Source organism: Actinoplanes lutulentus (assembly GCF_003259845.1).
Taxonomy (GTDB): Bacteria; Actinomycetota; Actinomycetes; order Mycobacteriales; family Micromonosporaceae; genus Actinoplanes; species Actinoplanes lutulentus.
Window position 1 is genome coordinate 79,141 of record NZ_QLMJ01000015.1, and the last position, 24,064, is coordinate 103,204.

27 protein-coding genes are annotated in these 24,064 nt (G+C 69.7%); 18 read left to right on the forward strand and 9 right to left on the reverse strand.

All coding sequences use genetic code 11. From position 1 onward, the window contains the following. Nucleotides 1-41 precede the first annotated feature (41 nt). The 5 genes from B0I29_RS28570 (at nucleotide 42) to B0I29_RS28590 (ending at nucleotide 4,925) form a co-directional block, all read left to right on the forward strand. Complete coding sequence (locus B0I29_RS28570; RefSeq protein ID WP_111652200.1) at nucleotides 42-959, forward strand: ABC transporter ATP-binding protein; 918 nt, start codon at nucleotides 42-44, stop codon at nucleotides 957-959. After that, complete coding sequence (locus B0I29_RS28575) at nucleotides 956-1,741, forward strand: ABC transporter permease (protein WP_111652201.1); 786 nt, start codon at nucleotides 956-958, stop codon at nucleotides 1,739-1,741. Before B0I29_RS28570 ends, B0I29_RS28575 begins: the two co-directional genes overlap by 4 nt. Nucleotides 1,742-1,763: 22 nt before the next feature. Continuing rightward, nucleotides 1,764-2,978: a sensor histidine kinase gene (locus B0I29_RS28580; RefSeq protein WP_111652202.1), complete on the forward strand. Its 1,215-nt coding sequence runs from the start codon at nucleotides 1,764-1,766 to the stop codon at nucleotides 2,976-2,978. 127 nt (nucleotides 2,979-3,105) lie between these two features. Then, the gene (locus B0I29_RS28585; protein WP_111652203.1) at nucleotides 3,106-3,717 is read left to right on the forward strand and encodes a response regulator transcription factor; all 612 of its coding nucleotides are present in this window, start codon (nucleotides 3,106-3,108) and stop codon (nucleotides 3,715-3,717) included. A 167-nt stretch (nucleotides 3,718-3,884) separates the two neighbouring features. Then, on the forward strand, nucleotides 3,885-4,925 hold the full coding sequence (locus tag B0I29_RS28590; protein WP_260330108.1) for a sigma-70 family RNA polymerase sigma factor: 1,041 nt from the start codon (nucleotides 3,885-3,887) through the stop codon (nucleotides 4,923-4,925). Between the two features lie 72 nt (nucleotides 4,926-4,997). Here B0I29_RS28590 and B0I29_RS28595 read toward each other — a convergent pair whose 3' ends face one another. From B0I29_RS28595 to B0I29_RS45945, 3 genes are read right to left on the reverse strand one after another with little or no spacing between them, the layout of a single operon-like run. Continuing rightward, on the reverse strand, nucleotides 4,998-6,260 hold the full coding sequence (locus tag B0I29_RS28595) for a hypothetical protein (RefSeq protein WP_111652204.1): 1,263 nt from the start codon (nucleotides 6,258-6,260) through the stop codon (nucleotides 4,998-5,000). Then, nucleotides 6,257-6,619: a PadR family transcriptional regulator gene (locus tag B0I29_RS28600; protein ID WP_111652205.1), complete on the reverse strand. Its 363-nt coding sequence runs from the start codon at nucleotides 6,617-6,619 to the stop codon at nucleotides 6,257-6,259. Before B0I29_RS28600 ends, B0I29_RS28595 begins: the two co-directional genes overlap by 4 nt. A gap of 13 nt (nucleotides 6,620-6,632) precedes the next feature. After that, complete coding sequence (locus tag B0I29_RS45945; RefSeq protein WP_181558008.1) at nucleotides 6,633-7,787, reverse strand: hypothetical protein; 1,155 nt, start codon at nucleotides 7,785-7,787, stop codon at nucleotides 6,633-6,635. Nucleotides 7,788-8,043: 256 nt separating this feature from the next. Here B0I29_RS45945 and B0I29_RS28610 point away from each other — a divergent pair, with 256 nt between their 5' ends. The 3 genes from B0I29_RS28610 (at nucleotide 8,044) to B0I29_RS28620 (ending at nucleotide 11,625) form a co-directional block, all read left to right on the forward strand. Next, on the forward strand, nucleotides 8,044-9,657 hold the full coding sequence (locus B0I29_RS28610) for an ABC-F family ATP-binding cassette domain-containing protein (RefSeq protein ID WP_111652206.1): 1,614 nt from the start codon (nucleotides 8,044-8,046) through the stop codon (nucleotides 9,655-9,657). Nucleotides 9,658-9,832: 175 nt separating this feature from the next. Continuing rightward, nucleotides 9,833-10,669, forward strand: a complete 837-nt coding sequence (locus B0I29_RS28615; RefSeq protein WP_111652207.1) for an undecaprenyl-diphosphate phosphatase — start codon at nucleotides 9,833-9,835, stop codon at nucleotides 10,667-10,669. Then, nucleotides 10,666-11,625 carry a DUF3626 domain-containing protein gene (locus B0I29_RS28620; protein WP_245972795.1) on the forward strand — a complete coding sequence of 320 codons (960 nt, stop codon included), beginning with the start codon at nucleotides 10,666-10,668 and terminating at the stop codon, nucleotides 11,623-11,625. The genes B0I29_RS28615 and B0I29_RS28620 overlap by 4 nt, the downstream gene beginning before the upstream one ends. Here B0I29_RS28620 and B0I29_RS28625 read toward each other — a convergent pair. Then, complete coding sequence (locus B0I29_RS28625) at nucleotides 11,578-12,144, reverse strand: RBBP9/YdeN family alpha/beta hydrolase (protein ID WP_181558009.1); 567 nt, start codon at nucleotides 12,142-12,144, stop codon at nucleotides 11,578-11,580. The two genes, B0I29_RS28620 and B0I29_RS28625, sit on opposite strands and share 48 nt — an antisense overlap. Further along, nucleotides 12,141-12,560 (reverse strand): hypothetical protein, encoded by a 420-nt coding sequence (locus B0I29_RS28630; protein WP_181558010.1) that lies wholly within the window; start codon nucleotides 12,558-12,560, stop codon nucleotides 12,141-12,143. The genes B0I29_RS28625 and B0I29_RS28630 overlap by 4 nt, the downstream gene beginning before the upstream one ends. A 74-nt stretch (nucleotides 12,561-12,634) precedes the next feature. Between B0I29_RS28630 and B0I29_RS28635 the strand changes: the two genes are divergently transcribed. Beyond that, complete coding sequence (locus tag B0I29_RS28635) at nucleotides 12,635-12,991, forward strand: hypothetical protein (protein ID WP_111652209.1); 357 nt, start codon at nucleotides 12,635-12,637, stop codon at nucleotides 12,989-12,991. A gap of 91 nt (nucleotides 12,992-13,082) precedes the next feature. Here B0I29_RS28635 and B0I29_RS45950 read toward each other — a convergent pair whose 3' ends face one another. Both B0I29_RS45950 and B0I29_RS28640 read right to left on the reverse strand, forming a co-directional pair. Continuing rightward, the gene (locus tag B0I29_RS45950; RefSeq protein ID WP_181558011.1) at nucleotides 13,083-13,235 is read right to left on the reverse strand and encodes a hypothetical protein; all 153 of its coding nucleotides are present in this window, start codon (nucleotides 13,233-13,235) and stop codon (nucleotides 13,083-13,085) included. A gap of 38 nt (nucleotides 13,236-13,273) precedes the next feature. Next, nucleotides 13,274-14,230, reverse strand: coding sequence for a tyrosine-type recombinase/integrase (locus tag B0I29_RS28640; protein WP_181558012.1), 957 nt, complete (start codon nucleotides 14,228-14,230; stop codon nucleotides 13,274-13,276). Nucleotides 14,231-15,071: 841 nt separating this feature from the next. On the opposite strand from B0I29_RS28640, the gene B0I29_RS28645 reads away from it, so the two are divergent. The 3 genes from B0I29_RS28645 to B0I29_RS47530 all read left to right on the forward strand — a co-directional run bounded on the left by B0I29_RS28645 (nucleotide 15,072) and on the right by B0I29_RS47530 (nucleotide 18,385). After that, a complete protein-coding gene (locus tag B0I29_RS28645) occupies nucleotides 15,072-15,266 on the forward strand; it encodes a hypothetical protein (protein WP_111652211.1) in 195 nt (64 codons plus the stop codon). 112 nt (nucleotides 15,267-15,378) lie between these two features. Then, nucleotides 15,379-16,611, forward strand: coding sequence for a hypothetical protein (locus tag B0I29_RS28650; protein WP_111652212.1), 1,233 nt, complete (start codon nucleotides 15,379-15,381; stop codon nucleotides 16,609-16,611). Then, nucleotides 16,604-18,385 carry a dynamin family protein gene (locus tag B0I29_RS47530; RefSeq protein ID WP_111652213.1) on the forward strand — a complete coding sequence of 594 codons (1,782 nt, stop codon included), beginning with the start codon at nucleotides 16,604-16,606 and terminating at the stop codon, nucleotides 18,383-18,385. Before B0I29_RS28650 ends, B0I29_RS47530 begins: the two co-directional genes overlap by 8 nt. Nucleotides 18,386-18,419: 34 nt before the next feature. On the opposite strand, the gene B0I29_RS28660 is transcribed toward B0I29_RS47530, so the two are convergent. Further along, entirely contained in the window at nucleotides 18,420-18,689 is a 270-nt protein-coding gene (locus B0I29_RS28660) for a hypothetical protein (RefSeq protein WP_111652214.1), read from the reverse strand. Nucleotides 18,690-18,875: 186 nt separating this feature from the next. Between B0I29_RS28660 and B0I29_RS28665 the strand changes: the two genes are divergently transcribed. The 6 genes from B0I29_RS28665 (at nucleotide 18,876) to B0I29_RS28690 (ending at nucleotide 23,116) form a co-directional block, all read left to right on the forward strand. After that, on the forward strand, nucleotides 18,876-19,622 hold the full coding sequence (locus B0I29_RS28665) for a metallophosphoesterase (protein ID WP_281270917.1): 747 nt from the start codon (nucleotides 18,876-18,878) through the stop codon (nucleotides 19,620-19,622). A 152-nt stretch (nucleotides 19,623-19,774) separates the two neighbouring features. Next, nucleotides 19,775-20,521: a metallophosphoesterase family protein gene (locus tag B0I29_RS28670; RefSeq protein ID WP_111652215.1), complete on the forward strand. Its 747-nt coding sequence runs from the start codon at nucleotides 19,775-19,777 to the stop codon at nucleotides 20,519-20,521. Then, entirely contained in the window at nucleotides 20,518-21,240 is a 723-nt protein-coding gene (locus B0I29_RS28675) for a VOC family protein (RefSeq protein ID WP_111652216.1), read from the forward strand. Before B0I29_RS28670 ends, B0I29_RS28675 begins: the two co-directional genes overlap by 4 nt. Nucleotides 21,241-21,326: 86 nt before the next feature. After that, nucleotides 21,327-21,989 (forward strand): hypothetical protein, encoded by a 663-nt coding sequence (locus B0I29_RS28680; RefSeq protein ID WP_111652217.1) that lies wholly within the window; start codon nucleotides 21,327-21,329, stop codon nucleotides 21,987-21,989. Nucleotides 21,990-22,071: 82 nt separating this feature from the next. After that, complete coding sequence (locus B0I29_RS28685; RefSeq protein WP_111652218.1) at nucleotides 22,072-22,323, forward strand: hypothetical protein; 252 nt, start codon at nucleotides 22,072-22,074, stop codon at nucleotides 22,321-22,323. 7 nt (nucleotides 22,324-22,330) lie between these two features. Further along, the gene (locus B0I29_RS28690) at nucleotides 22,331-23,116 is read left to right on the forward strand and encodes a lysophospholipid acyltransferase family protein (RefSeq protein WP_111652219.1); all 786 of its coding nucleotides are present in this window, start codon (nucleotides 22,331-22,333) and stop codon (nucleotides 23,114-23,116) included. Here the strand turns inward: B0I29_RS28690 and B0I29_RS28695 are convergent. Continuing rightward, on the reverse strand, nucleotides 23,101-24,048 hold the full coding sequence (locus B0I29_RS28695; protein ID WP_181558013.1) for a DUF3500 domain-containing protein: 948 nt from the start codon (nucleotides 24,046-24,048) through the stop codon (nucleotides 23,101-23,103). The two genes, B0I29_RS28690 and B0I29_RS28695, sit on opposite strands and share 16 nt — an antisense overlap. Nucleotides 24,049-24,064: the final 16 nt, after the last annotated feature.

Below are 24,064 nucleotides of genomic sequence, written 5' to 3' on the forward strand. Positions count from 1 at the left end.
AGCGCAGGGACGGCCACGCTCGCGGTAGCAATCTTCTATTCATGACACTCACTACTGTGCCCTCCACGGCGGCCGCGGCCGCCGTGGAGCTTTCGGGCGTGGTCAAACGCTTCGGTACGGTCACCGCCGTCGCCGGGCTCGACCTGCGCATCCGGCCCGGCGAGGTGGTGGCCCTGCTCGGCCCGAACGGCGCCGGCAAGACCACCACGATCGACATGCTGCTAGGTCTCTCCCGGCCCGACGCGGGGACGGTCCGGGTTTACGACCACACGCCACAGGACGCCGTCGCGCTCGGCCTGGTCTCGGCCGTCATGCAGACCGGCGGGCTGCTCAAGGACTACACGGTCGAGGAGACGGTACGCCTGACCGCCGTCCTGTTCGGCAAACCGCGTTCCGCCGTCACTGAAGTGCTCGAACGCGCCGGGATCGCGGACATTGGCTCGCGGCTGGTCGGCAAGTGTTCCGGTGGGCAGCAGCAGCGGCTGCGGTTCGCGATGGCGCTGCTGCCCGATCCGGAGCTGCTGATCCTCGACGAGCCGACCACCGGGATGGACGTCGGCGGGCGCCACGATTTCTGGAATGCGATCCGTGACGATGCGCGCCGGGGCCGGACCGTGGTGTTCGCCACCCACTATCTGGAAGAGGCCGATGCGTACGCGGACCGGGTGGTCTTCGTGCGCCGCGGTCAGATCGTGGCCGACGGAACGGCGTCGGAGGTGAAGGCGCTGGCGTCGGGCCGGACCGTGCGGGCGACGCTGCCGGGTGCTTCGTTGCCGGATCTGTCGGCTATCTCGGGTGTGGAGTCGGCCGAGGTTCGCGGCGACACCGTCTATCTGCACGGGCGTGACACCGACGCGATCGCCCGGCACCTGCTCACCACGACGCCCGCCCGGGACCTGGAGATCACCTCCCGGAACCTGGAAGAGGCGTTCCTGACGTTGACGGCGGATGCGGCATGAGCGTTTCTCCTGTTTCTCCCGTGCGTTCGCTGCCGCGGTTCGGTGGCTTCAGCCTCGGCATGATCGCGCTCGAGCTACGCCGGATGCTGCGCAACAAACGCACGGTGATCTTCACGCTGATCATGCCGGCGGCGTTCTTCCTGCTCTTCGGCAGCAGCGCCGAGTACCGCACCCAGCGGGTCGGCGACGGCAACGTCACCGGGTACATCCTGATCAGCATGGCCGTCTACGGCGCGATGCTCGCCACCACGAGCGGCGGCGCGATGGTCTCCATCGAGCGCGCTGCCGGGTGGAGCCGCCAGCTGCGGCTCACCCCTTTAAAACCTCTTGCGTACGTGGCCGTCAAGCTGGTGATCGCCATGATCATCGGCGCGGTCTCGGTGGCCGTCGCGTTCCTGGTCGGCTCCCTCGCCGGCGCGGAACTGCCCGTGCACGCGTGGATCGGCTGCGGCCTGCTGGCCTGGGTGTGCTCGCTGGTCTTCGCCGCGTTCGGGCTGTTCATGGGATACCTGCTGCCCAGTGAGAACGTGATGCAGATCCTCGGCCCGGTTCTGGCGGTGTTGTCGTTCGCCGGCGGCCTGTTCGTGCCGGTCGACGAACTCGGGTCCACGTTCGCCACGATCGCCACGTTCACCCCGGTGTACGGCGTCGGTGAGATCGCCCGGTACCCGCTGGTCCAGGACGGGAACCTCTGGGTCGCCGTACTGAACGTGGTCTTCTGGACGGCATTGTTCTCGGCCGGCGCGATGTGGCGCTTCCGCCGCGACACCGCCCGCGTCTGAGCTGCTCGGTACCGTGTCGGACATGGTTGACGAACGCCCCGCCCCTCGATACGGCTGGGCGTTCGCCGCCATCTGGCTGTTCTACCTGGGCGAGAACCTCAACGCTCTGGTACGCACCCCGCCGGGCTGGCAGCGCAGCGTCGGCCTGACCGCCCTGGCGGGGTTCGCCGTGGTGTACGTGCTGGTCCTGGCCCGGGTACGGCATTTCCAGGGGCTGACGCATTCTTCCCCGGCTGTTTCGCCCGGGCGCCGGGCCTGGTGGAATCCGTTCGCTGGCTGGTTCACCCCGGGTGACGAGGCTGCCTTCGCCGGGGGTGCCGACCGTCGCGAGCGTCTGGTCATCTGGGTCGCGCTGGCCCTGATGACCGGGCTCGGCGCGCTGCAGATCCCCGGAGCCGGACCGCACGCGCTGACCTGCCTGGTCTACATCGCCGCGACCGCGATGATGGGCCTGCCCCGCCGGCAGGGCATCAGCGTCGCCGTCACGCTGGTGGTCCTGGCCGAGGTGCTGCTGCGCACCCTGCCCAGCTGGAAGACCGCAGGTCACGGTTACAGTCTCGCGATCGTCCTGGCCGCCATCGCCACCGGCGGGATCCGGCTCGCCCTGGACCGGCAGCGGCGCCTGCAGGAAGCCCACCACGAGATCGCCGCCCTCGCCGTCGCCGACGAACGCGCCCGGATCGCCGCCGAGCTGCACGACATCCTCGGCCACTCGCTGACCGTGGTCACCGTGAAAGCCGAGCTGGCCCAGCGCCTGCTCGACGTCGACCTGGACCGGGCCCGCGCCGAACTCCGTGACCTGGAATCCCTCGCCCGCGACGCCCTGGCCGACGTCCGCGCCACCGCCCTGGGTATGCGCGGCATCTCCCTGCCGGGCGAGATCGCGGCCGCCCGCCAGGCGCTGGCCGCGGCGAACGTCGAGGCGGACCTGCCCGGCGCCGCCGACGACGTGCCGACGCGGAATCGGGAGCTGTTCGCCTGGACGATCCGTGAAGCGGTCACCAACATCGTGCGCCACAGCGGCGCCCGGCACGCGTCGGTGCGGCTGACTCCCCACCAGGTGGAGATAGTCGACGACGGAAGCGGTTTCGGTGGTCCTGTTGGGGCTGGCGAGCAGGGCGGCGGGCAGGGGCTCGCTGGTCTGCGGCGGCGCGCTGAAGAGCTGGGCGCGCGCTTCACCGCCGGCGACCGGGAGAACGCGTCGGGTTTCCGGGTGCTGATGGAGGCCCCATCGTGACCGATCGCCCGGCTGCCGGGGTTGAGGTCGAGGCGGCTGCCCCTCCGGCCCGGCACGATGTTGGCGGCTGCACCCCAGGGTTGGACCCGATGTTGACCGAGATCGAGCCCGTGCTGGGAGCTGTCGCATGATCCGTTTGTTGCTCGCTGACGACCAGGCGCTGGTCCGTGGTGCGATGGCCGCCCTGCTCGACCTGGAACCCGACCTGAAGGTGGTGGCCGAGGTCGGCCGGGGTGACGAGGTGGTCGCCGCCGCGAAGGAGCACGAGGCCGACGTGGCGCTGCTCGACGTACAGATGCCGGGCCTCGACGGGATCAGCGCGGCCCGGGTCCTGCAACAGTCGGTGCCGTCGTGCCGGGTGTTGATGGTGACCACGTTCGGCCGGGCCGGGTACCTGAAACAGGCGATGGCGGCCGGCGCGGGCGGGTTCATCGTGAAGGACACTCCGGCGCGGCAGCTGGCCGACGCGGTCCGGCGGGTGCACCAGGGCCTGCGGGTGGTCGACCCGGCGCTGGCCGCGCAGTCGCTGGCGCACGGCGACTCGCCGCTGACCGAACGCGAGACGGACGTGCTGCGGGCGGCCCGGGACGGCGGAACGGTCGCCGACATCGCTCGTGAGCTGCGGCTTTCCGAGGGGACGGTGCGCAATCACCTGTCGTCGGCGATCGGTAAGACCGGTGCGCGTACGCGGGCCGAGGCGGTGCGTCTCGCGGTCGACACGGGCTGGTTGATTCCGTAGCCAGCCGGGCTGTGCAGCTGCTATGAGGTTCAAACCTGCACTTGAGGAAAATCGCGGAGTGCAACCGAGCAGCAACCAAGAGTGGCCACTTCCTGCACCCGAAGCGGCGAAAAGTTCCTTCTGTCAGCCGGCGAGCCGTCACGGCGCCGACACAGGGGGGAACCGAAATGACCGCGACCGTTCAAACTTCCGCCACCCGCGAAGCTGCTTCCCGCGAACCCGTTGCTCACGAGACTGCTACCCCCGAAGCAGTCACCGGCGAGTCGACGGCCCAAGAGTCCGCGGGCCGTGAACCGGCTCGTCGAGAGTCTGCTAACCGCGAGGCTGTCACCCGCGAGGCTGTTAACCGGGAGCCTGTCACCCGGGAGCAGGAGGAGCTGATCCGGGACAACATGGCGCTGGTCGGGCACATGGTCCGCGAGATGCTGTTCAAGGTGCCGCCGCACGTGCACCGTGACGACCTCGCGTCGGCCGGTTACGCCGCGCTGGTGACGGCCGCGCAGTCGTACGACCCGGAGCGTGGCATCCCGTTCGGCCGGTTCGCCGCTGTCCGTGTCCGCGGTGCCCTGCTCGACGAGCTGCGCAGCATGGACTGGGCGAGCCGCTCGGTCCGGGCCCGCGCCCGCCGCGCCGACGTGGCCCGTGAGGAGCTGACCCGCCAGCTCGGCCGTACCCCCACCGCCGAGGAACTGGCCGAACTGCTCGGCGTCGCGGTCAACGAGCTCAGCAGCGTCGACGACGACGTACAGCGCGCCGCCGTGCTGTCGCTGCAGGGTTTCGCCACCGGCACCGCCGAGGACCTGGTCACCGACTCGGCGATGAACCCGGAGGAGCTGCTGCTGCACCGCGAGCGTCTCGGGTACCTGCACGACGCGGTCACCGTGCTGCCGGAGCGGCTGCGGTACGTCGTGGAAGCCTCCTTCCTGCAGGAACGTCCCCTCTCCGAGGTCGCCGCCGAACTCGGCGTGACCGAATCCCGGGTGTCGCAGCTGCGCACCGAGGCCCTGGCGCTGCTGCGCGACGGCCTGATCACCCACATGGAGCAGATGCGCGTCCCGGACGCGAAGGACGGCTGTGTCGCCCGCCGCCGCGCCGCGTACGCCGCCCAGATCGCCGCCCGCAGCACCATGACCACGCGCCTCGGCGTCACCGACGTCCAGGGCCTGCGCGTCTCCGACCTCGCCGCCCCGATGCCAGCAGCCGCGTGACAATGCCGGCGTGACGAGGCCGGCCTGACGAGGCTGGTGTGACGAGACCGGCCGGGTTCAGCCTGTCTGGGTCTACCGGGCTCCGCCGCGAGCACCTGACCGCGCCGCCCAGGTCAGGATCAGCACCGCCGCGGCCAGCCCGAGGCCTGCCACGGCCAGCGCCAGGTTGAGCCACTCGGGGCCGAACGGCCAATACGCTCCCGGGTTCACCGCGCTGTGCACGGTGAAGACCGCGTCGTCGCCGCCGGCGTAGCGGAACGCTCGCATCACGTTGCCGTAGAACGCGACCGCCGGCAGAGTCAGCACCACCACGGTGACGGCGGCCAGTGCCGCGCCCAGACCCGCCCGTGCCGGTGCGGCATGCCGTAGCCACTGAACACCGGCGGCGGCGAACAGCCAACCCACGGTTAGGCCGGCCAGCATGCCGATCACCGTGAACGGCAGCAGGGTCGCGTTGCCCGCGGACCACAGCCTGGTGCCGACCATCCCCGACTGCTCGGTTTGATGGCTGTCGACCTCCAGCACCACGCCGTCTCGTTCGGCACGGAACTCCGTCCTCCTGAGCTCCATCTCGACGTCGTTGCCCTGCTCGTCGGTGGTGGTCGCGCTGCCGGCCGGGTGGGTGGTCGGGCCGAGTCGCCAGCCGTCGGCCGCGAGGCGCTGCCGGGCCTGCTCGGCGTCCCAGCCGTCGAAGCCCAGCACCGACGTGTTGACCATGACCATGCGGCCCCACCAGGGCGACCCGCTGTCGGGCTGCACACTGGTGTCGTCGCCGGGCCGCCCGAGGACTTGCTCGTGCAGGGCGCCGACCGTCGCCTGGCCGGGGATGTCGGCGAAGGTCTGCTCGGCGGTCCAGGAACCCGCGGCGGCCCCGAACCCGCCGCCGATCAGGGCCACCAGCACTGCCGCGACCCAGGCGAGCGGCCATCCGGCCGGTAGGCGGAAACGCTGGCGGATCCCGCTGGCGATCAGATGCCAGCTCTCCGCCCGGGACGGCCGCTGCTGACCCGGCTCGGCCATCTCCAGCAGCGTGGTCATGATCTCCGGCTCGTGCCGCTGCCGGTAGCCGGGTGGATAGGTGCGCAGCAGCCGCTTGTAGGCGCGCTCCAGCCCCGGATCCGCTTGCGGCCAGCCGTCGTCTGCCGGGCCTTCGCCGTCTGAGCCGCCGGCTGGCGAGTCGCTGCGAGTTGACTCGTTGCGAGTTGAATGGGCGCGAGTGGACTGGGCGTGAGTTGACTGGGTGCGGGCTGACACGCGCTGGCCGTCGGTGTGTGGCCATGCTGCGTCGACCCGCGCCCAGTCGTTGCCGGCGCCGGTCCAGTCCCCGGCGGTCATCCGTTGAGACCTGAGTGCAGGCCGGCGAGGCGGGACAGGCCGGGCACCACACCTGGGCGCTGCCGTAGCTGGGTCGCGGCGGTCTCGGCCCGTTTGCGCAGGCGGTCGACCTCGGTGGCAAGGATGGCGGCGCCGTCGTCGCTGAGCCGGTAGTAGCGGCGCAGGCGGCCCTCGACGGCTTCCTCCCGGTCGACGTCGATGAGTCCCTGGTCGGCGAGTCGGTCGAGGGCGCCGTAGAGGGTGCCGGGGCGCAGCTTGACCTCGCCGGCGGAGAGGTCGATCACGGACTGGACGATGCCGTACCCATGCAGCGGCTGCGCCGCGAGCGCGGTGAGGATCAGGAAGGTGGGTTCTTGCATGGCGTGCCTCCTTTCAGATGGTGGTGGCGGGGACGGGCTCGGGCCGGTGCCGCAGGGTGAGGAAGGTGATCAGGGTCAGTGCCAGCCCGGTCGCGGTCAGGGCCGCGTTGAGCCAGGGCGGACCGAACGGCCACCGTGCGCCGATGGACAGCGCGCTGTGCACGGTGACCAGGGTGACCGGGTCGTCGTCGCGGATCAGGACGCCGGTGAGGTTGCCGTAGAGGGCGCTCACCGGCAGCGCGAACGCGGCGACGGTGAGGCACGTCAAGGTGCCGGCGACCAGCGGGAGTTGCGGCGCCCGGTGCCCGGGTGTGGTCTGGGTCAGCGGGCGATCTAGAGCAGCGGCGATGATGACGCGTTCGGCCAGTGAGGGCCGCGGTGCCCGAGGCCTGCGCAGCCTGCGGAAACCGGACGCCGTCAGCAACCAGCCGGCGATCATGCCGGTCACGGCGCCGGCGAGCGACAGCGGCAGCAGGGTGCCGTTGTCCTGCTGCCACAGCATCAGGTTGACGGAGCCACGCCGGTTGTACGCCCAGCCCTGAGTGCGCAGGACCAGGCCGCCACGCTCGGCGGAGAAACGGTACGCCGTGACGCGCACCCTGCTGTCCGCCCCGGTGATCGGATCGGTGAAGCCGACCAGGCCGGTGACCGGCTGGGCCGTCTCCACCGCCCAGCCGGCGGCGGCCAGCTCGTGGCGGGCCCGTTCGCCATCCCAGACGGTGACCGGGATGCCGCTGACATAGCTGGGTGCGAAGTAGGTGGAGTCGTCGTGAAGGCCGGTGAAGTACTCGCTGCCGCCGGGTGCGACCAGCTGGGCGAGCTGCTGCCACCCGGCCCGGTCCGGAAGCGCGGTGAGGCTCTGCTGGGCGGCCCAGGAACCGGCGGCGGCCCCGAACCCGCCGCCGATCAGGGCCGCCAGCAGCGCCACGACCCACGCGAGGGGACGCGCGGCGGGCAGCCGGAACCGCTGACGGATCCCGCTGCCGATCAGATGCCAGGCGTCGGCGGCCGGCGGTCTGCGCCGGCCGGGCTCGGCCATCTCGAGCAGCAGCGTGAGAATCTCCGTGCCGTGGCGTCGCCGGTAGGAGCCCGGATAGGCCAGCAGCAACCGGCGGTAGGCACGCTCCAGCTCGGGAGCGGGTGGCGGCCAGTCGTCGATGCGGTCCATGCCGGTGACAGTACGCCCCTCGTCATATATCGGCAACCGAGCTATTGTCGGAGCCGGCCACGAAAACGGCAGCCAACCGGAGAGGAGCCGGCGAATGCGGTTGCGACAAGGACAGCGGTGGGGCAGGGTTGACCCGGACCTGACGCCTCGGACAAGGAGCACACCCCGGCGATGTGAGAGCGACCCGGCTTCGCTGAACGCCCGTGACCACACCCGGGCGAGCCCATGTCGGTGTCGCACACTCCCGGAGGCAACCGTGTCCAGCACTCACCCCAAAGCACATCTCAAAGCTGTCGGCCTCGGCCAGGCCCACGACGGTGACCTGCTCTTCGCAGGGCTCGACCTGGTCCTGCGCGAAGGCGACCGGATCGGTGTCGTCGGGCCCAACGGCGCCGGCAAGACCACGCTGCTGCGCGTGCTGGCGGGCGAGCTCGCACCCACCGCCGGTGCGGTCACGGTGGCTCCGGGCGCGCGGCTGTCTTACGTACCCCAGCGGATGCCCGGGCAGGACGGGAGCGTGGCCGCGTTCCTGAGCGAGGGTCTCGGTGAGCTCGCGGCAGTGACCGTGGCGCTGCGCGCGCTGGAAGCGCGCCTGGCAGCCGGCGAGGACGTGCTCGACGAGTTCGGGACCGTGCAGGAACGCTGGACGGCATTGGAGGGGTGGACCGCCGAGGCACGGCTCACCGAGATCCGCCAGCGCCTCGACATCGAGCATCTGCCCGACGACCTGCCGGTGGCCGCGGTCAGCGGTGGCGAGCAGGCACGATTGCTGCTGGCCAGGGCGCTGCTCGGCACACCGAGTCTGCTGCTGCTCGACGAGCCGACCAACCACCTCGACGCCGAGGGCGCGCGGTGGCTGCGGCAGTGGCTGCGTGACTTCACCGGCGGGGTGATCGCGGTCAGTCACGACCGGGCGTTCCTCGACGAGTTCGCCACCCGCATCATCGAGCTCGACGGCATCGAGGAGCAGCCGCAGGACTATCCCGGCTGCGGCTACACCGCCTTCCGCGCGGAGAAACAGCGCCGCTGGGAGAAACTGCTGCTCGACTTCGAGGCGCAGGAGAAAGACCGGCTGCGCTGGGAAGCCGACATCGCGAAGACCATGGGGTACGCACGAGGCGTGGAAGCCGCACCGCGGTCCAGCGCCGAGGCCCCGCACCTGCGCCGGGTGGCCCGGCTCGTGGCCCGTAAGGCGAAAGTGCGCGAGCGACGGCTGCGCCGGCAGATGGCGTCGGTGAAATGGATCGCCCAGCCCCGCACCCGGCCACCACTGACCCTGGCGTTCCCCGGCGACGACACCAACGACCGCGAGATCGTGCTCAAGGCCCGCGACGTCACCGTGGCCTACGACGAGCGGGTCCTGCTCGACCACGTCGACCTGGACGTGACCCGCGGCGACCGGATCCTGATCACCGGGCGTAACGGAGCCGGCAAGACCACCCTGCTGCACGCCCTGCGCCAGCAGCACGACGACGTCGCGGTGCTGCCACAGACCGACGAAGGGCTGCGCACCGGCCGCAGCGTGCTCGACTTCTTCCGCGACCGGGTGCCGGTCTACGTCGACGACGCCGAACGGCTGCTGACCGGCCACCAGTTCGAGGCCGAGCAGTGGACCGCACCGGTCCGTGACCTGTCCGCCGGTGAGCTGCGGCGGCTGCTGCTGGCCGTGGTGGTCAACAGCCCGGCCCGGATCCTGCTGCTCGACGAGCCGACCAACTTCCTCGACTTCGAAGCCCTCGACGTCGTCGAGGAAGCACTGCGCCGGTACAAGGGCACGCTGCTGTTCGCCAGCCACGACCGGTACTTCGCCGATGCCGTGGGCCACACCCGGCACTGGCATGTCGCGGACGGACATGTGATCGAGAGCTGAGAAAATACGGCATGGTCCCGGTCCCGCAGCGGTGCTCTCCGCCACCGGGCCGCGCTGACGCCAGGGGACATGCCGACCCGCGGACCGGCGGCCCGTGCCCGGAGGAACCCCGCGTGATCGGCACCCCTATGCTCTCAAGCTGGCTACGGGAAAGCGGGAAACCTTGAGTTCGGATATGAGCATCGTGGAAGCGGTGATCCTCGGCGCGGTCGAGGGCGTCACCGAGTTCCTTCCGGTGTCCAGCACGGGTCATTTGACGATCCTGGAGAAACTGTTCGGGCACACGATCGACGACCCGGACATCACCGCCTTCACCGTGATCATCCAGTCCGGTGCGGTGCTCGCGACCATCCTGTTCCTGCGCAAGGACATCGCCCGGGTGGTCCCGGCGTTCTTCCGCGGCTTGTTCAGCAAGGAACAGCGCGACCACCAGGACTTCCGCTTCGGATGGGCGGTCCTGCTGGGCTCGATCCCGATCGTGATCGCCGCGCTGCTGTTCAAGGACGCGATCGAGACGACACTGCGCAGTCTCTGGTTCGTCGCCGGCGCGCTGATCCTGTGGAGCGGTGTGATGGCGTTCGCCGACCACGCCGCCACCCAGGTCCGCAACGAGAAAGACGTGACCTGGAAAGACACGCTGATCATCGGCGTCGTGCAGTGCATGGCGCTGATCCCGGGCATCTCCCGCTCCGGCGCGACGATGTCCGCCGGCCTGCTGCGTGACCTCGACCGGGTGACCGTCACGAAACTGTCGTTCTTCCTGTCGATCCCCGCGCTGACCGGCGCCTCGATCCTGCAGGGCGTCAGCGAAGCCGACCGGATCTCCAGCGGCGTCGGCTGGACGAACACGATCGTCGCCACCGTGGTCAGCTTCGTCGTCGCGTACCTCTCGGTGACCTGGCTGCTGAAGTTCATCTCCAAGCACTCCTACAGCATCTTCATCTTCTACCGGCTGGCACTCGGCTCCCTGCTGTTGCTGCTGCTGGTGACGGGCACGATCACCGCGAAGTGAGCACGCCGAACAGTGATGACCGGGCCGATGCCCGGTCATTGCTGTCTCTGGCCGCCGTCCGGGCTTTGGCCCACGTCCGCGCCGCCGGGCTGCCCGGCACCGCCCCGCAGGCTCCGATCACCGTGAACTTCCACCCCGACCGGCTGCTCGCCGACGGCCGCCCGGTCTCCGCACATCTCGCCGCCGAGGGCGTCTACCGCAGCCAGTTCGAAACCCGGATCTCCAGCGGCGCCCTTCTCGCGTACCCCGGGGGAGACCGCGACCGGTGGGAGCACCACATGTTCGCCGGCGCCTACACCGGCGTCACCGGCCGCCCGATCTACGGCGCCCTCAACCTCGCCGGGCACCCCGACGGCGCCGCACCCCGCTTCGGCAGCTGCCACCTCGTGCTGCGGCCCAGCGTGGCGGACCGGGCGACGTTCTGCCACGGCGACAGCCACCTGCAACCCACCGCTGTCGGCACCGCCGACCGCTTCGGCGCGATCCGGCAGGCCCTGCTCGACCAGGTCGCCACCACCGGCGCCGCCCTCGGCGTCACCGCACACTCCCCGCAGTCCTGGCAGGCCGGCCTCGCCACCGCGAAACACCACCCGGGACGCACCCTCGACGACTACGTCGAAGCCCAACTGCACGGCGGACTCACCCTGCGCGACCACGTCACCGCCGTCGTCGCCGACCCTTCCTTCATCGGTACGCCCACCGAAGCCGACCTGCGAACCCTGGGCATCCCACTGCACTGGCACACCGGCTTCGCACTACCGGCCGACGCATTCCCCGCCGACCTGCGCGGCCCGGCCGTCCCACCGCTGGCCCGCGACATCGCCGCACGATTCGGCAGTCCCGTCCTTGACGCCGAGGTGATCGGCCGCGCAGCCCGCGCCGGCGACGACCCCCAGCTGATCAAATACTTATGGCACCTCCTGGTCCTGCTCGGCCGGCCACACACCGGGCGCTGACGCCCCGGCGGGCAGCCCTGCACCCCGCACCAACGCCTCCACCAGCCGCTCACCGGCCGGCCACGGCCCGAACCCGGTCTTGGAATCCAGATGCCCGACCGGGCCGGCGTCCCACACCTCGGCACCCCAGCCGGCCGCAAGTGCCGCCGCCTGCGCGAACGTGGCATGCGGATCATCACGACTCGCCACCACCACCGACCGGAACGGCAACCGCTCCCGCGGCATCCAATCCTCAACCCACGGCGGCGTGACCAGCAACGCCGCCCGCACCGGCCCGGTATGCCGCCGCGCCCAGAACCCCACCGTCGCGCAACCCGCACTGTGCGCCACCAGCACCGCCGGCCCGTCACCGGCCGACAGCACCGCCTGCAGATCCGCGACCCGATCCTCCGGCTCGAACGGCGGCCCCGGCGGCTCGGGCGCCCACTGAAAGCCGGCCCGTTCCCGCGCCCACTGCCACGACCAGTGCTCCGGCAACGCCACCCCGCGCCCCGGCACCAGCAGCCGCCGCACGCTCACCAGTCCCGCCACTGGTCGGTCAGCTCACCACGCTCCAGACCGCGCCCGGCCGTCAGCGCCTCGACGTCGACGCCCGCACCGGTGAGCACCCTGTCCAGATATTCCGCCAGGTCCTCACGCTCGCCGGTCTCGATGTGCCCGTCGTCAGCGTCGTTGAGCCCCACCACAGCCCGCTCCACCGCCGCCCACACCTGCTCATCGGTGGGGGAGCCGCTGGTGGGGGAGCCGCCCCACCCGGCGACCTCCTGCTCATAGACCGCCAGCACCGCGTCGATCGCCGCGATGAAACCAGCCGGCCACAGCTGCGCGGCATACGCCTTGTCGGCCGCGAGCTCACCCGCCGCCACCCGCACCCGCTGCTGCTCGACACTGCGGCGCCACCGGGCGCTGGGACGTTCACTCAGATCCGCAACCATGACGCCAACCTAGACGGACCCCCCGACAGTTCCGGACCCGTACAACGAGGCACGTCAATGACAGAATGATCAGCATGGGGGACGAGACACACGAACCATGGGAGCGCGCCAAGATCCGCACCGACGGGGCCGTGCTGGTCGCGCTCGCCTGGTGCATCGTGGTCACCGCCGTCGTCCTGATCGTCGAGTCCGAGATCCTCACCGGCGGACGTGACTGCGCCGAACAGTCCTGGTGCCTCACCTCCGAGTCGATGCTGACCATCGGCCTGATCGCCGGCGCGCCACTCTGGCTCGGCTACATGCTCGTCTCCTGGCTGATCACCATCGGGATGGCCCGGATCGTACCGTCGGCGTTCCTGGCCGGAACCTTCTCCGCGGCCCTGGCCGCGCCCTTGATCTTCCTGGCGATGAACGCGGCGTTCGGCAGCTGACAGGACACCAAAACGCCACGATCCGCATGCGACAAAGCCTGCCGCGCGAACCGTGGCGCCGTGGGAAACCTAGATCCAGACCCGACTCTTGTCAGTCGTCGTCCCCACCATCGTCGTCATCGTCATCATCATCGCCGTCCCCACCACCCGGACACCCGGTCAGCGTCAACAACCCCGCGACCGCACCCGCCACAAACAGGGACCGACGACCCAGACCCAGCAAACGCTCCTCAGGTTCGTCCATGCCCCGCATTCTCGCCTGATTTCCGCCCGCCGAACAGGTCAGGCCAGCTCCCGCAGCACACGATTCGTCCGATTGGCACGCACCGCCGCCCGCTGCTGGTCCGCCGTGACCTCGATATAGCTCTGCGACGTCGCCAACGACGCATGCCCCATCAACCGCATGATCTCCGACGCGTTCGCCCCGTCCTCCGCCAGCCGCGTCGCGAACGTGTGCCGCAACGCATGCAACTGCGCCCCACGCGGCACCCGATCCCCGATACCCGCACGCCGATAACACGACTGCACCAGATACTGCAGACCCCCGCGCTGCAACACCTCACCACGCCGATCCACCAGCAGCGCGGCGGTCGCCGCCGTCCGCCCGAACCGCACCCGCCGCGAATCCAGATAACGCCCCACCGCAGCGTCCAGACCGGAATCGATCGGCACCGACCGCGGCCGCCCACCCTTACCCGACACCTCGACCCGGCGCTCACCGTCACGCCCCGACACCGAACCGACACGCAACGCCAGCATCTCCGACAACCGCAAACCCGCACACAAGGCCAGCGCCAGCACCAGGACGTCGCGCTCCGGCCACGGATCCCGCTGCCGCTCATCCGCCGTACTCACCGTGCGTAACAACATCTCCGGCGTGTCCTCACCCCGCAGCGGTTTGGGGGAGAGGGCCACCTGCCGAGGCTTGTCCACCGCCGACATCGGATTACCGGCCACCACACCCTCAGTCACCAGGAACGTGAAGAACGCATTCCACGACGACCAGGCCCGGGAAACGGAAGCGGGGGCGCGGTCCGCCGCGAAACGCGCGAACGCCGAACGAAGGACGCGAGGGGAGAGGTCACTCACCGTGAGCGGCGCGGGCTCGGCCAGCTGCAACACCAGACCCAGATCACGACGGTACGCCGAAAGCGTGTGCACCGAAGGTTTCCGGGTGGCCCGCGCCGCCAGGAATTCGTCAACATGCGTACCGATTCCAGTGTCATGCATAAGGACCATTATGCATCATTTATCACCGTTTGCGCTGGTAGGCCAACTGTTGATCGCGACACGAGATGAATGATGTGCGGTGTTATCACCCGTTTCCGACGCCTCTGCAGCCCGGCATCGAGCCACCCAGCGCCGCCCTTGGAGTGCTCAAAGAGCCCCGCTCAGGCGGGGTAGGGAGGCGCTTCTGAGCCCCATCGGCAGGAGCCCCGGGCGGGGGCGCCTCGGCGGATCATGCCGGGGGCACGTGACCGATCCGGTTCAGCCGAGATTCCGCTGCGGCCGACGGTGTTCGCGCTGTTTCCGTGCCGCCGGGCCGGCCATCCGCCTTGTCTTGAGCCCGCGAATCGTCTCCGGCCGAGCTGTCGAGGAGGTGGGGCGAGAATCGGCGCGGAGCGCGGAAAACAGCCGTTCCGAACCCTTCTCAGGAGGGCCCTCCTGGAGCCAAGTTGACATAATATACATTATCGACCCAGGAATTATAGGTACGGGGAGGGGTGCCGGACCGGCAGAACAGGCTTTGCCGCGCTGACGCCTGAATCGACAGTTTCGACCAGCACCGGGGCTCGGCGAGAACCGTCACAGCCACGATCGTGCGCATGGGTGTGCCGCCGTCTCAAGTGGGCGACCCATCCCCTCGCCAGCTGGGCTCGCCTCCGGCAGCCGGCACGCGACATGCGGCCAAAGCGTCAAACGCCGGCGACCTCTCCCCTGCCGTGACCCTCGCCCGACCGGTCGGTCACGGTGAGTGACGACCTGGGAGGGTGAAACCGGGTGACATATGGCACCTGCACACCTGTAATGCCCCGTTCGAGGGCTGCCGACGACCCTCTCCGATGATTACGGTGAGTATGTGACAGACGACGGAATCGCTCTCAGGCAGCAGGCGCTCAACAGGATCGCGGAACAGTTGGGCGTGCCGGCTCCGGTCTGGACCGAGGAGGACGAGGCGCGGTTCACGGTGTGGACGCGTGCGGCCGACGCGGCCTGGGAGAAGATCCACGGCCGCCAGCGCAAACGCCGTACCCATCGGGTGACGGCGATCTGACGGAGCATTGTGTACGAACGGCATCGGGAGATCGGATCGGACGCGTCGCCGCTGAGGCGGATGTGCCGCGTTCCGGTGATCTTCTAACGTCTGGCGTGTCGCTGGATGAGCCGTGAAGGAGACCCGCGTGGTCGACATGTTCCAGGTGGGTTCGGCAGCGCAGGCGGCGGCATCGCTTTTCAACACTCACCGGCAGTTGAAGGCTGCCGCGGTGGCCCGTGCGGAGCAGCGTGCGTTCGCCTCCGGTGAGGCGGACCGCAGGTTCGAGCGGGACTTGGCGCTGGACGCGGTGCGGGCGGCGCGGCGTCATGAGGTGGCGGAGCTGGAGAGCCGGCTGCGGCGTAACAACGAGCTGGCGGCGATGAAGGCCCGGGTGGGGCTGGATACGTATCCAGTCGAGGAAGGTCCTGGGCATCTGCGGGAGAGCCTGCAGCTGATCTCGTCGGATCTGTCGGCCCTGCCGCTGGTGGTGTTGTTGCCGCGGGCGCATGGCACTGCGGAGCCGCAGTGGAACGGGTTGCGGCACGCGATCATCGACGCGTTGCGCCGTCAGCTGGTCAGTGACGGTCTGGTGATTCTGCATGATGCGATGCGGACGTTGTCGTGGCCGCATGCGGGTCTGTACTGGAACGACCTGTACGGGATTCCGACGCTGATCGTGCAGACGACGTTTTTCCACGACAAGCTGGATATCGGTTTGGGTGGCTGTCATCTGCGGCCGGGGGCGGATGACGCGGCCGAGATGATTCGCAATGTCTACCGGCATCGGCTGGCCGCGCCGCGGTTCTGGACGCGTGAGGTGGTCACCGAGATGAACGCCGGTCTGCCGGCGAGTCATCAGCTGGAGGTGCCGGAGTCTGATGCGGATCGGGCCCGGGTGAACGTGGATGTGGCGGCGCGGGCGGTGGCCGCGGTGGTGACGGCTGCCGTCGACGCGTATTACCTGGGTAATCGGTTGCGGTATCGGGCTCGGTTCGATGACGCGGCGGCGCTGCTGGGTCCGGCCGCTCCGCGGGAGTTGCCGCTGGATTCGGGTGTCGCGCTGGATCAGGTCGCTGATCCGGCCTTCCATCTTCTGCAGACCGCGGCCCGGCTGGCTCGGCGTGGGGATCCGGCGGCGGCGATCGCTGCGGTACGGCGGTCGCTGGACGTTCTGGTGGATCCGGATCATGCGGTGCTGGATCTGCCGTATTCGGATCGGGAGCGGATCGTGGTGGCGCTGGCCGAGGCGGGCTCTGAGTACGGTGCGGAGTTCGCGGCGGTGCTGGCTGTCCTGCGTGCTGCCGATGAGGATGCGCGGTTCGGTTCGGACATCACGGGTCTGGAGGCGTTGCGTGATGCCTGAGCCGGAGGTGGTGGATCTGGAGGAGCTGCTCGGCCTGGTTTCCGGGTGGATGGTGGAGGTGCGCGGGTCGGCGCCGGGGCTGGTGGCGGCTGTCGCCGCGGCCCGGACGGCGTTCGAGCGCAGTCATCTGTTGATTGCCGGTGGTGAGGCGGCCGGTAAGTCGACGTTGGTGAACGCTCTGCTGGGGGTGGACGTCAGTCCGGTGTCGCGGTATCTGCCGGGCACGGTGGCGCCGTTGCATGTCCGGTACGGCAGGCATCGTGCGCCGTGGTACCGGGTGGTTCTCGCGGGGCCGGACGGTGCTGACGGCGAGGTGATCGATGGGGTGGCCGGTCGGGAGGAGTTCGATCGGTACCTGTTGCAGGAGCACAACGAGGACAACCGGCTCGGGGTGCTGCGTGGTGAGGTCCTGATCGATCATCCGTTGTTGCGGGACGGCGTGCATCTGGTTGATCTGCCCGGGGCGCTGGGTGTCTCCCCCGTTGTTGCCGAGGCGACGCGCCGGTATCTGACGGGGTCGGGTTGCACGCTGGTGCTGGTGATCCCGGGCAGGGCGGGGATGTCGACGGCGGCGCAGGTGCTGCAGGAGGCTCGGGCCGGTCATACCGGGATGCGGCTGGCGACGGTGGTGGTGAACGAGACGAATCCGGCGTGGGTGCAGCCGGACAAGGTGGCGGTGGAGGTGGAGCGCCGCGGGCAGGCGATGCGGCAGCTACTCCCCCTCGACGGTGAGGATCCGGCGGTGTTCGTGCTGCATCTGCTGTCGCTGGCGCCGGGCGGCGATACGCGGGCGGCGGACCAGCGGGTAGCGTGGCAGGCGCTGGTGGGTCATGTGAGTGAGCATGCCCGGCGCAATGGGCGGGTCGCGGCGGCGGGGGCTGCTGCGGCGTTGCTCCGGGAGCTGGATGCCGCCTTGGGTGAGCGGGCGGCGTTGTTCGCTGATCTGCGGGCCGGCCGGTTGGCGGTGGAGCAGCGTGAGGCGTTGCATCGTCGCGCGTTCGGGGCGGCGACGGACGGGCTGTCGTCGGCGTTGCGGGCGGCGGAGGAGTCGAGCCGGGCGGCGGCGTGGAAGCCGGTGGCGGCGGTGGTCCAGGCGCAGGCTCAGCGTGTTCGTGGTGTGGTGGATGACCGGGAGTCGTTGGTGTCGCGCCGGGACACGTTGCCGAAGCAGCGGGCCCGGGAGATCGATCAGGAGATCAATGCGGCGCTGACCGCGGCGAAGGATGCTGTCGAGGAGGCGGTGGCGGCTTCTTTCGCGGCGTACGCGGCGGTGTTGTCGCCGGTTCAGCAGGGCGCGGTGGCGCATTACGATGCCGTTTTCCCGGTTTCGGGTGCCGGTGTGTCGGCGGTTCCGGTGTCGCCGGTGTCGGCGGATGCCGGGAAGTATCGGTTCGAGAACCTCGGTGACGGCTGGGTCCAGCTGTTTGATCAAGGTTTGTGGGGTCCGCTGCTGGCGTTGCTTCCGACGACCTGGATCAGCGTGCCGCTGGTTCATGTCGCTACGGGCGGGAACCGTGGTGAGACGTTGCGGTTGCTGCGGACGCTGCGTGGTGCCGTCAACAGCGGGCTTGACGCGCAGGAGACCGGTGATCTGTACGCCCGCTGGGTGGCGGTGCGGCAGCAGACGGCGCAGGAGACGGCGGACGGTGTCACGGCGTTGCTGCGCGATGCTGCCGGGCAGCTGCCCGATGGCTTGCGGGGGCGGGCGGAGTCCATCGGCCAGGCCCGTTCCGAGATCAGTGGGTGGCTGGCCCGTCTTGGTGAGGCCGGCTAGCGGTTTCGCCGCCGGCTCAGTAGTCCACGGAGCTTCAGTAGTCCACGGAGCCTTCGGTGCCCCAGGTCGACGTCTCGGTGGAGGTGCCGTCGCTGATGCTGGTGCGGTCCTCCTGGAACACGTCGCCGCTGACCGACACTGAGCTGTCGTCGTCGCCGGACGCCCATGAGTCGGGGTAGTCGATGGTGGCGCTGCCGCCGTAGGTGTCGCGTTCGGTGCTGGTGCCGTCGTCGATGGTGTGGGTTTCGGTGTGGTGCACCTCGCCTTGCCAGTCCAGGGAGGTGGAGTCGTAAGCGTCACTCATAAGATCCACTTTCGTGGCTGATGGGGAGTGCCGTCTTCCTCCACATGGTCCATTTTTGCTGGCTCGCGGGTGATGGTCGGTTACGCGTACCCAAGTGTTGCTGGGCAACCGCCCAGCCGGCGGCGAGCAACGGGGTTTCGTCAGGGGTGGCTATGGTCGGGAGCCGGGGAGGTGGGGCTCGTGACGGTGGTTGTCGTCGGGGATGTGGGTGGGTGTTCTGAGCAGCTCAAGCGGGTTGTCGGGCCGCTGGTGGCGGAGCCTGGGACGGTGGTGGTCCAGGTGGGTGATCTTGTTGATCGGGGACCGGACAGCGCGGGGGTGCTGGCGTTTGTCCGGGAGCGGCTTGAGGGTGATCGGCGCCGGTGGGTTCAGCTGATCGGGAATCATGAGGCGCCCTATGTGGGTGGGGAGTCTTTCTGGCCTGAGCCGCTGGGTGAGGCCGAGGCTGGTTTGTTGCGGTCGTGGTGGTTGCGGGAGTGGATGCGGGTGGCGGTGGCGGTGCGCACCGCTGACGGTGAGGAGCTGCTGATCACGCATGCCGGCTTGTCGCGGGATGCGTGGCGGGACCTGGGTGCGCCGGTGACGGCGGGGACGGCGGCGGCGTTGCTGAACACGCGTCCGGAGCCGTTGTTGTTCAGTTATGAGGGGCCGCTGTGGGCGGAGGCGGGGCAGATCTATCCGTCGTGGCTGGGCGGGCTTGAGCGGTTGCCCTTCTCTCAGGTTCACGGGCATTCGACCATTGTGAGTTTTGATCGTCGGACCTGGTTGTGCGAGGAGCGGATCCGGTGGCGGTCGACGGTGGATTGGCAGGCGCGGCATACCGAGACTCAGGTGCCGGGTGGGCGGTTCGTGGGGGTGGATCCGAAGCATGGGCTCGCGGGTGCGCCTGAGTGGGCGCCGCTGGTGTTGCCCGGTGCCGAGGTGATCAGCTGAGGAGGCGGGCGGCGACGGTTTCGCCGTCGCTGAGTTCGCCGGTGGGGTGGAGCCGAGTTTGCGGTAGAAAGGGGCGCAGGCCGCCGGTGCTCCTGGGGCGCGACTTTAGACGGCGGGTAGTCGCGGGGCCACGGATTAATGAGAATGATCGGATGCGTATCGCGGTTCTCTCGGATGTCCATGGCAATCTGCCGGCGCTGGACGCGGTGCTGGCCGCGATCGAGGCCGATGGTGTCGATCTGACGGTCAACTGTGGTGATCTGCTGTCGGGTTATGTGCTGGCGGCGCAGACGGCGGATCGGCTGATCGAGGCCGGTCTGGCGACGGTGGCGGGTAACCATGAGCGGCAGGTGCTGACGTTCTCGGTGGAGAAGATGGGGATGGCGGACCGGGTGACCGGCGAGTTGATCACCGAGCGGCATCGGGAGTGGATGGCGTCGTTGCCGACGACGTTGTCGCCGGTGCCGGGTGTGCTGGCTTTTCACGGGACGCCGACCGATGACCTGCAGTATCTGCTGCACAGCGTGGATCCGGGCTCGGGTGCGCGTGATGCCACCGAGCAGGAGGTGGCGCAGCGTCTGGGTGACGTGTCCGCTTATCAGCTGCTGTTGTGCGGGCATACGCATCTGGCGGGTTCGGTGCGGTTGCCCGGTGGCCCGTTGATCGTGAATCCGGGCAGTGTGGGGTGGCCGGCGTATGAGGACGACGAGCCGTTCGATCATCGGATGGAGGCGGGTTCGCCGCATGCCCGGTACGCGGTCGTGGATGACGCCTCCGGGGTGTGGGAGGTCGAGTTCCGGCAGGTGGCGTACGACTGGGAGCGGGCGGCGGCGCTCGCCGAGGGGTTCGGGCGTGCTGATGTGGCGTTCGCGTTGCGGACCGGGCGGGTGCCGGCGTGATCGTGCGGTGGGTGACGGGTTTCCTGGACACGCCGGCGGAGTCGGCGCCGGTGGCGGAGCGGTTCTGGCTGGCGGTGACGGGGTCGGGGTTGTCGCCGCGGCGGGGGCATTTCGTGACGGTGGTGCCGGAGAAGGGTGACGCCTATCTGCGGTTGCAGGTGGTGGGTGAGGAGCCGGCGCGGGCGCATCTGGATCTCCACGTCGATGATCCTTTCCGGTCGTCGAGGGAGGTGGCGGAGCTGGGTGCCGTGGTGGTCGGCACGCAGGATGACCTGGTGGTCATGCGCTCCCCCTCGGGAATCGTGTTCTGCCTGGTGGCGTGGGAGTACGAGCGTGAGCTGACGCTGCCGCGGCGCTGGGACGGTCCGCAGTCGAGCATCGTGGATCAGTTGTGTCTGGATGTACCGGCGGCGTTCTATGCCCGGGAGCTGGTGTTCTGGTCGCAGGTGACGGGGTGGGAGCGGCGGGCGTCGAGCCTTCCCGAGTTCACCTTCTTATTGCCGCCGGCGCGGATGCCGTTGCAGCTTCTGGTGCAGCGGACCGGCGGTGGCGAGGCCGGGGTGCATGTGGATCTGGCGTGTGACGATGTGGGCGCGGAGGCGGCGCGTCATGTGGCGCTGGGCGCGGCGGTGGTGCGGCGGGTTCCGCGGGACTGGACGACGTTGCGGGATCCGGCGGGCCGGGAGTACTGCATAACGGCTCGGTCCCCATTTAGATGATCTTCCCGGTGTGGTTGCCGGAAGTTGTCGGTGGCTGCTGGTAGAAAGGGACCGCTTCTCATACAGGCGTACGAAGGTGGTTGGGGATGGCGGCGCTGAGCGCGGAAGATCTGACAGGCATCGAGGCCGCGCTGGCGGCGGGGCGTAAGCCCAAGGTGCAGTTCACCGAGTCGGCCGGGCAGATAGCCGGGCAGCTCGGTCAGGTGGTGGCGTTGAACGATCGGTCGTCCGACGAGTTCGTGGTGGTGAAGTTCGGCCGTGATGAGCTGCCCTTCTCCCCCGGTGATCTGCAGATCGCGCCGCGGGGTGCGGTGCCGGTGAAAAAGGTGGCACCGCCGCCCGCGGTGGAGGAGCCGCCGTTGTCCGGCCCGGAGTTCCTGATCGACAAGCCGGTGCCCGCTCCACGCACACCGGTCAAGGAGGTAACTGAGGTGACCGCTCCGGCTCCGCGTAAGGCGGCGGCGAAACCCGCGAAGAGCAAGCCAGGCCCTTCGCTCACGGTCACCTTGGCGTACGGGGACGGCGAGTGGACCGTGGCCGCCGCCCAGGGGGCGAAGGTGCTGGCCCGTCCCTATGTGATCCGCCCGGCGGAGGCGCTGAAGATGGTGTCGCTGATCGACATGCCGGGGGTTCAGGAGGCCGTCGAGCACATCATGACGGCGGAGCGCAGCGAGGCGCAGGCCCAGGCGGAGCGGTTGCGGGCCGAGCTGGCGGAGGTGGAGGCCCGGCTGGCCGAGCTGTCCCAGTGAGGATAAAAGCTCGTTGACGGCCGTCTCTTGATGCCCGGGTCGCTCGATGAAAAGAGCAGAGGGACTCAGGAGGGTGGCAGTCGTGTCGCGGAGGCGGTCGTGGCCGGTGGAGCCGAGGCTGGCGTGTGAGGTGCTGCGGGCCGTGTTGCCGGGCTGGCGGGTCTCGCACGCGAGCGGGCGCTACCGGGCGACGCTGGTGCACGGGGCGGGCCGCTCGACCGTGGAGGCCCGGGAGGCGTCGGTGGTCGCGGTGACGATAGAGGCGCTGTTCGACACCGAGACAGGCGACCCGGCGAGCGCCGACGCGCGAGCGGGCACAGGCATGGCATCATGACCGCCTCATGGACGCGACCGACTCCTGGCAGGCGCCGCGCATCTGGCGGTTCCTGCTCGCCATCTCCCCCTATGTCGTGGCGCCGCTGTGCCGGCTCGAAGTCTCCGGCGACGTGCCGGAGCAGCTGCGTCGCGGTCCGGTGATCCTGGCGGCCAACCACGTCAGCCCGTTCGACCCGGCGGTGCTCGCCGCCGCCTGCCATCGGGTCGGGATCACGCCGCGGTTCATGGCGACCGGTGGCGTGTTCCGGGCCCCGCTGGTCGGTGCGATCATGCGGCGGTGCGGGCACATCCGGGTCGACCGCAACACCACGCGCGCGGCGGACGCGCTGACCGACGCGGCGAAGGCCCTCGGTGAGAACGCGATGGTGCTGGTCTACCCGGAGGGCCGCATCGGTCTGGATCCGATGATGTGGCCGGAGCGGGGCAAGACCGGGGTGGCACGGATGGCGGCGGCGGCGAACGCGCCGGTGCTGCCGGTCGCGCAGTGGGGTACGCACGCCGCCATCCCGTACGAAGCTCCGAAACGGCTGGGCCGGGCCGTGGTCACGGCGATGCTGCGCCGTCCGGTGGTGCGGGTCCGGTTCGGCGTACCGATAGATCTGTCCGCGGAAAGCGGGACCGGACCGGAGACCGGGGGTGCCCGGGCCATGCGGGCCACCCGGCTGATCATGACGGCGATCGACGAGACCCTGGCGCCGCTGCGGGCCGACGAGATGGGGATGCCGAAGGTGATCGACCACAGCCGGCCGCATGACATGTCCCGGGTCAGGCCGCGTCAGCTGCTGCCGTAATCGTTGGCCTTGTCGCGGAAGATGCTGACGTCGCCGAGGACTTCGATCCACACGCGGGGGCCGTCGACACGCAGGTAGGAGTCGGTCCACGCCACCCGGGTCTCTGCATACTCGCTGCGGTATGCGGCGAGCAGCTTGTCGCCAGCCGCTTTGTCGAGGTCGCCGGTGTGTGCGGCGATCAGGGCGGTGACCTTCGACTGGACGGCGTCGCTGAGCTCGGAGACCAGCAGCCCTTCGGCGGCCGGGTAGTCGGTGTCGTCCTGGCCGGGCCCTTTCACCAGGTCGTCGGAGACGCCGCTGGACAGCTGCGCGGCGATCTTCTCCTGGTCGCTGAGCGCGTTGTAGACCTGCTGGGCCGCTTTCGCCCCGATGCTGTCGGTGCCGGTCAGGCTGGGCGTCATGCTGACCTGGTCGCCGTGGTAGGTGAGGTTGCGCGCCAGGTGGCTGCCGCCGAGCTGGATGACGAACGGTTCGGTGGCCGACGGTGTCCCGTACACCGCCAGGTGCGCGTCGGCCGGCATCGTGGCGGTGACCTGGCCGTACCCGTCGTCGCTGAGCGCCGCGTCGAGCACCACCATGACGGCGGCGCGTTGCACACCGCTGAGCTCGTCGTACGCGATCCCCTCCCGCGGCACCTGCGCGGCCGCGTGGTCGGACCAGGTCTGTCGTCCCCGGTCGTCGGTGATGTCGTGGACGACCTCGGCGCGCTGGCCGGCGCCGAGCATCGCGAGCATGTCGATGACGGCGGTGGCGACCACGGCACTGTTGGCGCCGCCCGGCCCGGTGCCGGCGTTGTCGAGCGCCTTGATCGTCGTCACCGCGGCGGCGCTGCTGGACACCGGCTCCTCGGGAGTGGACGCGGCCTCATCGGTGGAGCTGCACCCCGCGGCGGCTACCGCCGCCAGCAGAGTGAGGGTCAGGCTTCTGCGCATCCAGACCTCCGGGACA

Coding starts and splice junctions, on each gene's coding strand:
- B0I29_RS28570 (WP_111652200.1), top strand. CDS start 42: ATGACACTCACTACTGTGCCCTCCACGGCGGCCGCGGCCGCCGTGGAG.
- B0I29_RS28575 (WP_111652201.1), top strand. CDS start 956: ATGAGCGTTTCTCCTGTTTCTCCCGTGCGTTCGCTGCCGCGGTTCGGT.
- B0I29_RS28580 (WP_111652202.1), top strand. CDS start 1,764: ATGGTTGACGAACGCCCCGCCCCTCGATACGGCTGGGCGTTCGCCGCC.
- B0I29_RS28585 (WP_111652203.1), top strand. CDS start 3,106: ATGATCCGTTTGTTGCTCGCTGACGACCAGGCGCTGGTCCGTGGTGCG.
- B0I29_RS28590 (WP_260330108.1), top strand. CDS start 3,885: ATGACCGCGACCGTTCAAACTTCCGCCACCCGCGAAGCTGCTTCCCGC.
- B0I29_RS28595 (WP_111652204.1), bottom strand. CDS start 6,260: ATGACCGCCGGGGACTGGACCGGCGCCGGCAACGACTGGGCGCGGGTC.
- B0I29_RS28600 (WP_111652205.1), bottom strand. CDS start 6,619: ATGCAAGAACCCACCTTCCTGATCCTCACCGCGCTCGCGGCGCAGCCG.
- B0I29_RS45945 (WP_181558008.1), bottom strand. CDS start 7,787: ATGGACCGCATCGACGACTGGCCGCCACCCGCTCCCGAGCTGGAGCGT.
- B0I29_RS28615 (WP_111652207.1), top strand. CDS start 9,833: ATGAGCATCGTGGAAGCGGTGATCCTCGGCGCGGTCGAGGGCGTCACC.
- B0I29_RS28630 (WP_181558010.1), bottom strand. CDS start 12,560: ATGGTTGCGGATCTGAGTGAACGTCCCAGCGCCCGGTGGCGCCGCAGT.
- B0I29_RS28635 (WP_111652209.1), top strand. CDS start 12,635: ATGGGGGACGAGACACACGAACCATGGGAGCGCGCCAAGATCCGCACC.
- B0I29_RS45950 (WP_181558011.1), bottom strand. CDS start 13,235: ATGGACGAACCTGAGGAGCGTTTGCTGGGTCTGGGTCGTCGGTCCCTG.
- B0I29_RS28640 (WP_181558012.1), bottom strand. CDS start 14,230: ATGGTCCTTATGCATGACACTGGAATCGGTACGCATGTTGACGAATTC.
- B0I29_RS47530 (WP_111652213.1), top strand. CDS start 16,604: ATGCCTGAGCCGGAGGTGGTGGATCTGGAGGAGCTGCTCGGCCTGGTT.
- B0I29_RS28660 (WP_111652214.1), bottom strand. CDS start 18,689: ATGAGTGACGCTTACGACTCCACCTCCCTGGACTGGCAAGGCGAGGTG.
- B0I29_RS28670 (WP_111652215.1), top strand. CDS start 19,775: ATGCGTATCGCGGTTCTCTCGGATGTCCATGGCAATCTGCCGGCGCTG.
- B0I29_RS28680 (WP_111652217.1), top strand. CDS start 21,327: ATGGCGGCGCTGAGCGCGGAAGATCTGACAGGCATCGAGGCCGCGCTG.
- B0I29_RS28690 (WP_111652219.1), top strand. CDS start 22,331: ATGGACGCGACCGACTCCTGGCAGGCGCCGCGCATCTGGCGGTTCCTG.
- B0I29_RS28695 (WP_181558013.1), bottom strand. CDS start 24,048: ATGCGCAGAAGCCTGACCCTCACTCTGCTGGCGGCGGTAGCCGCCGCG.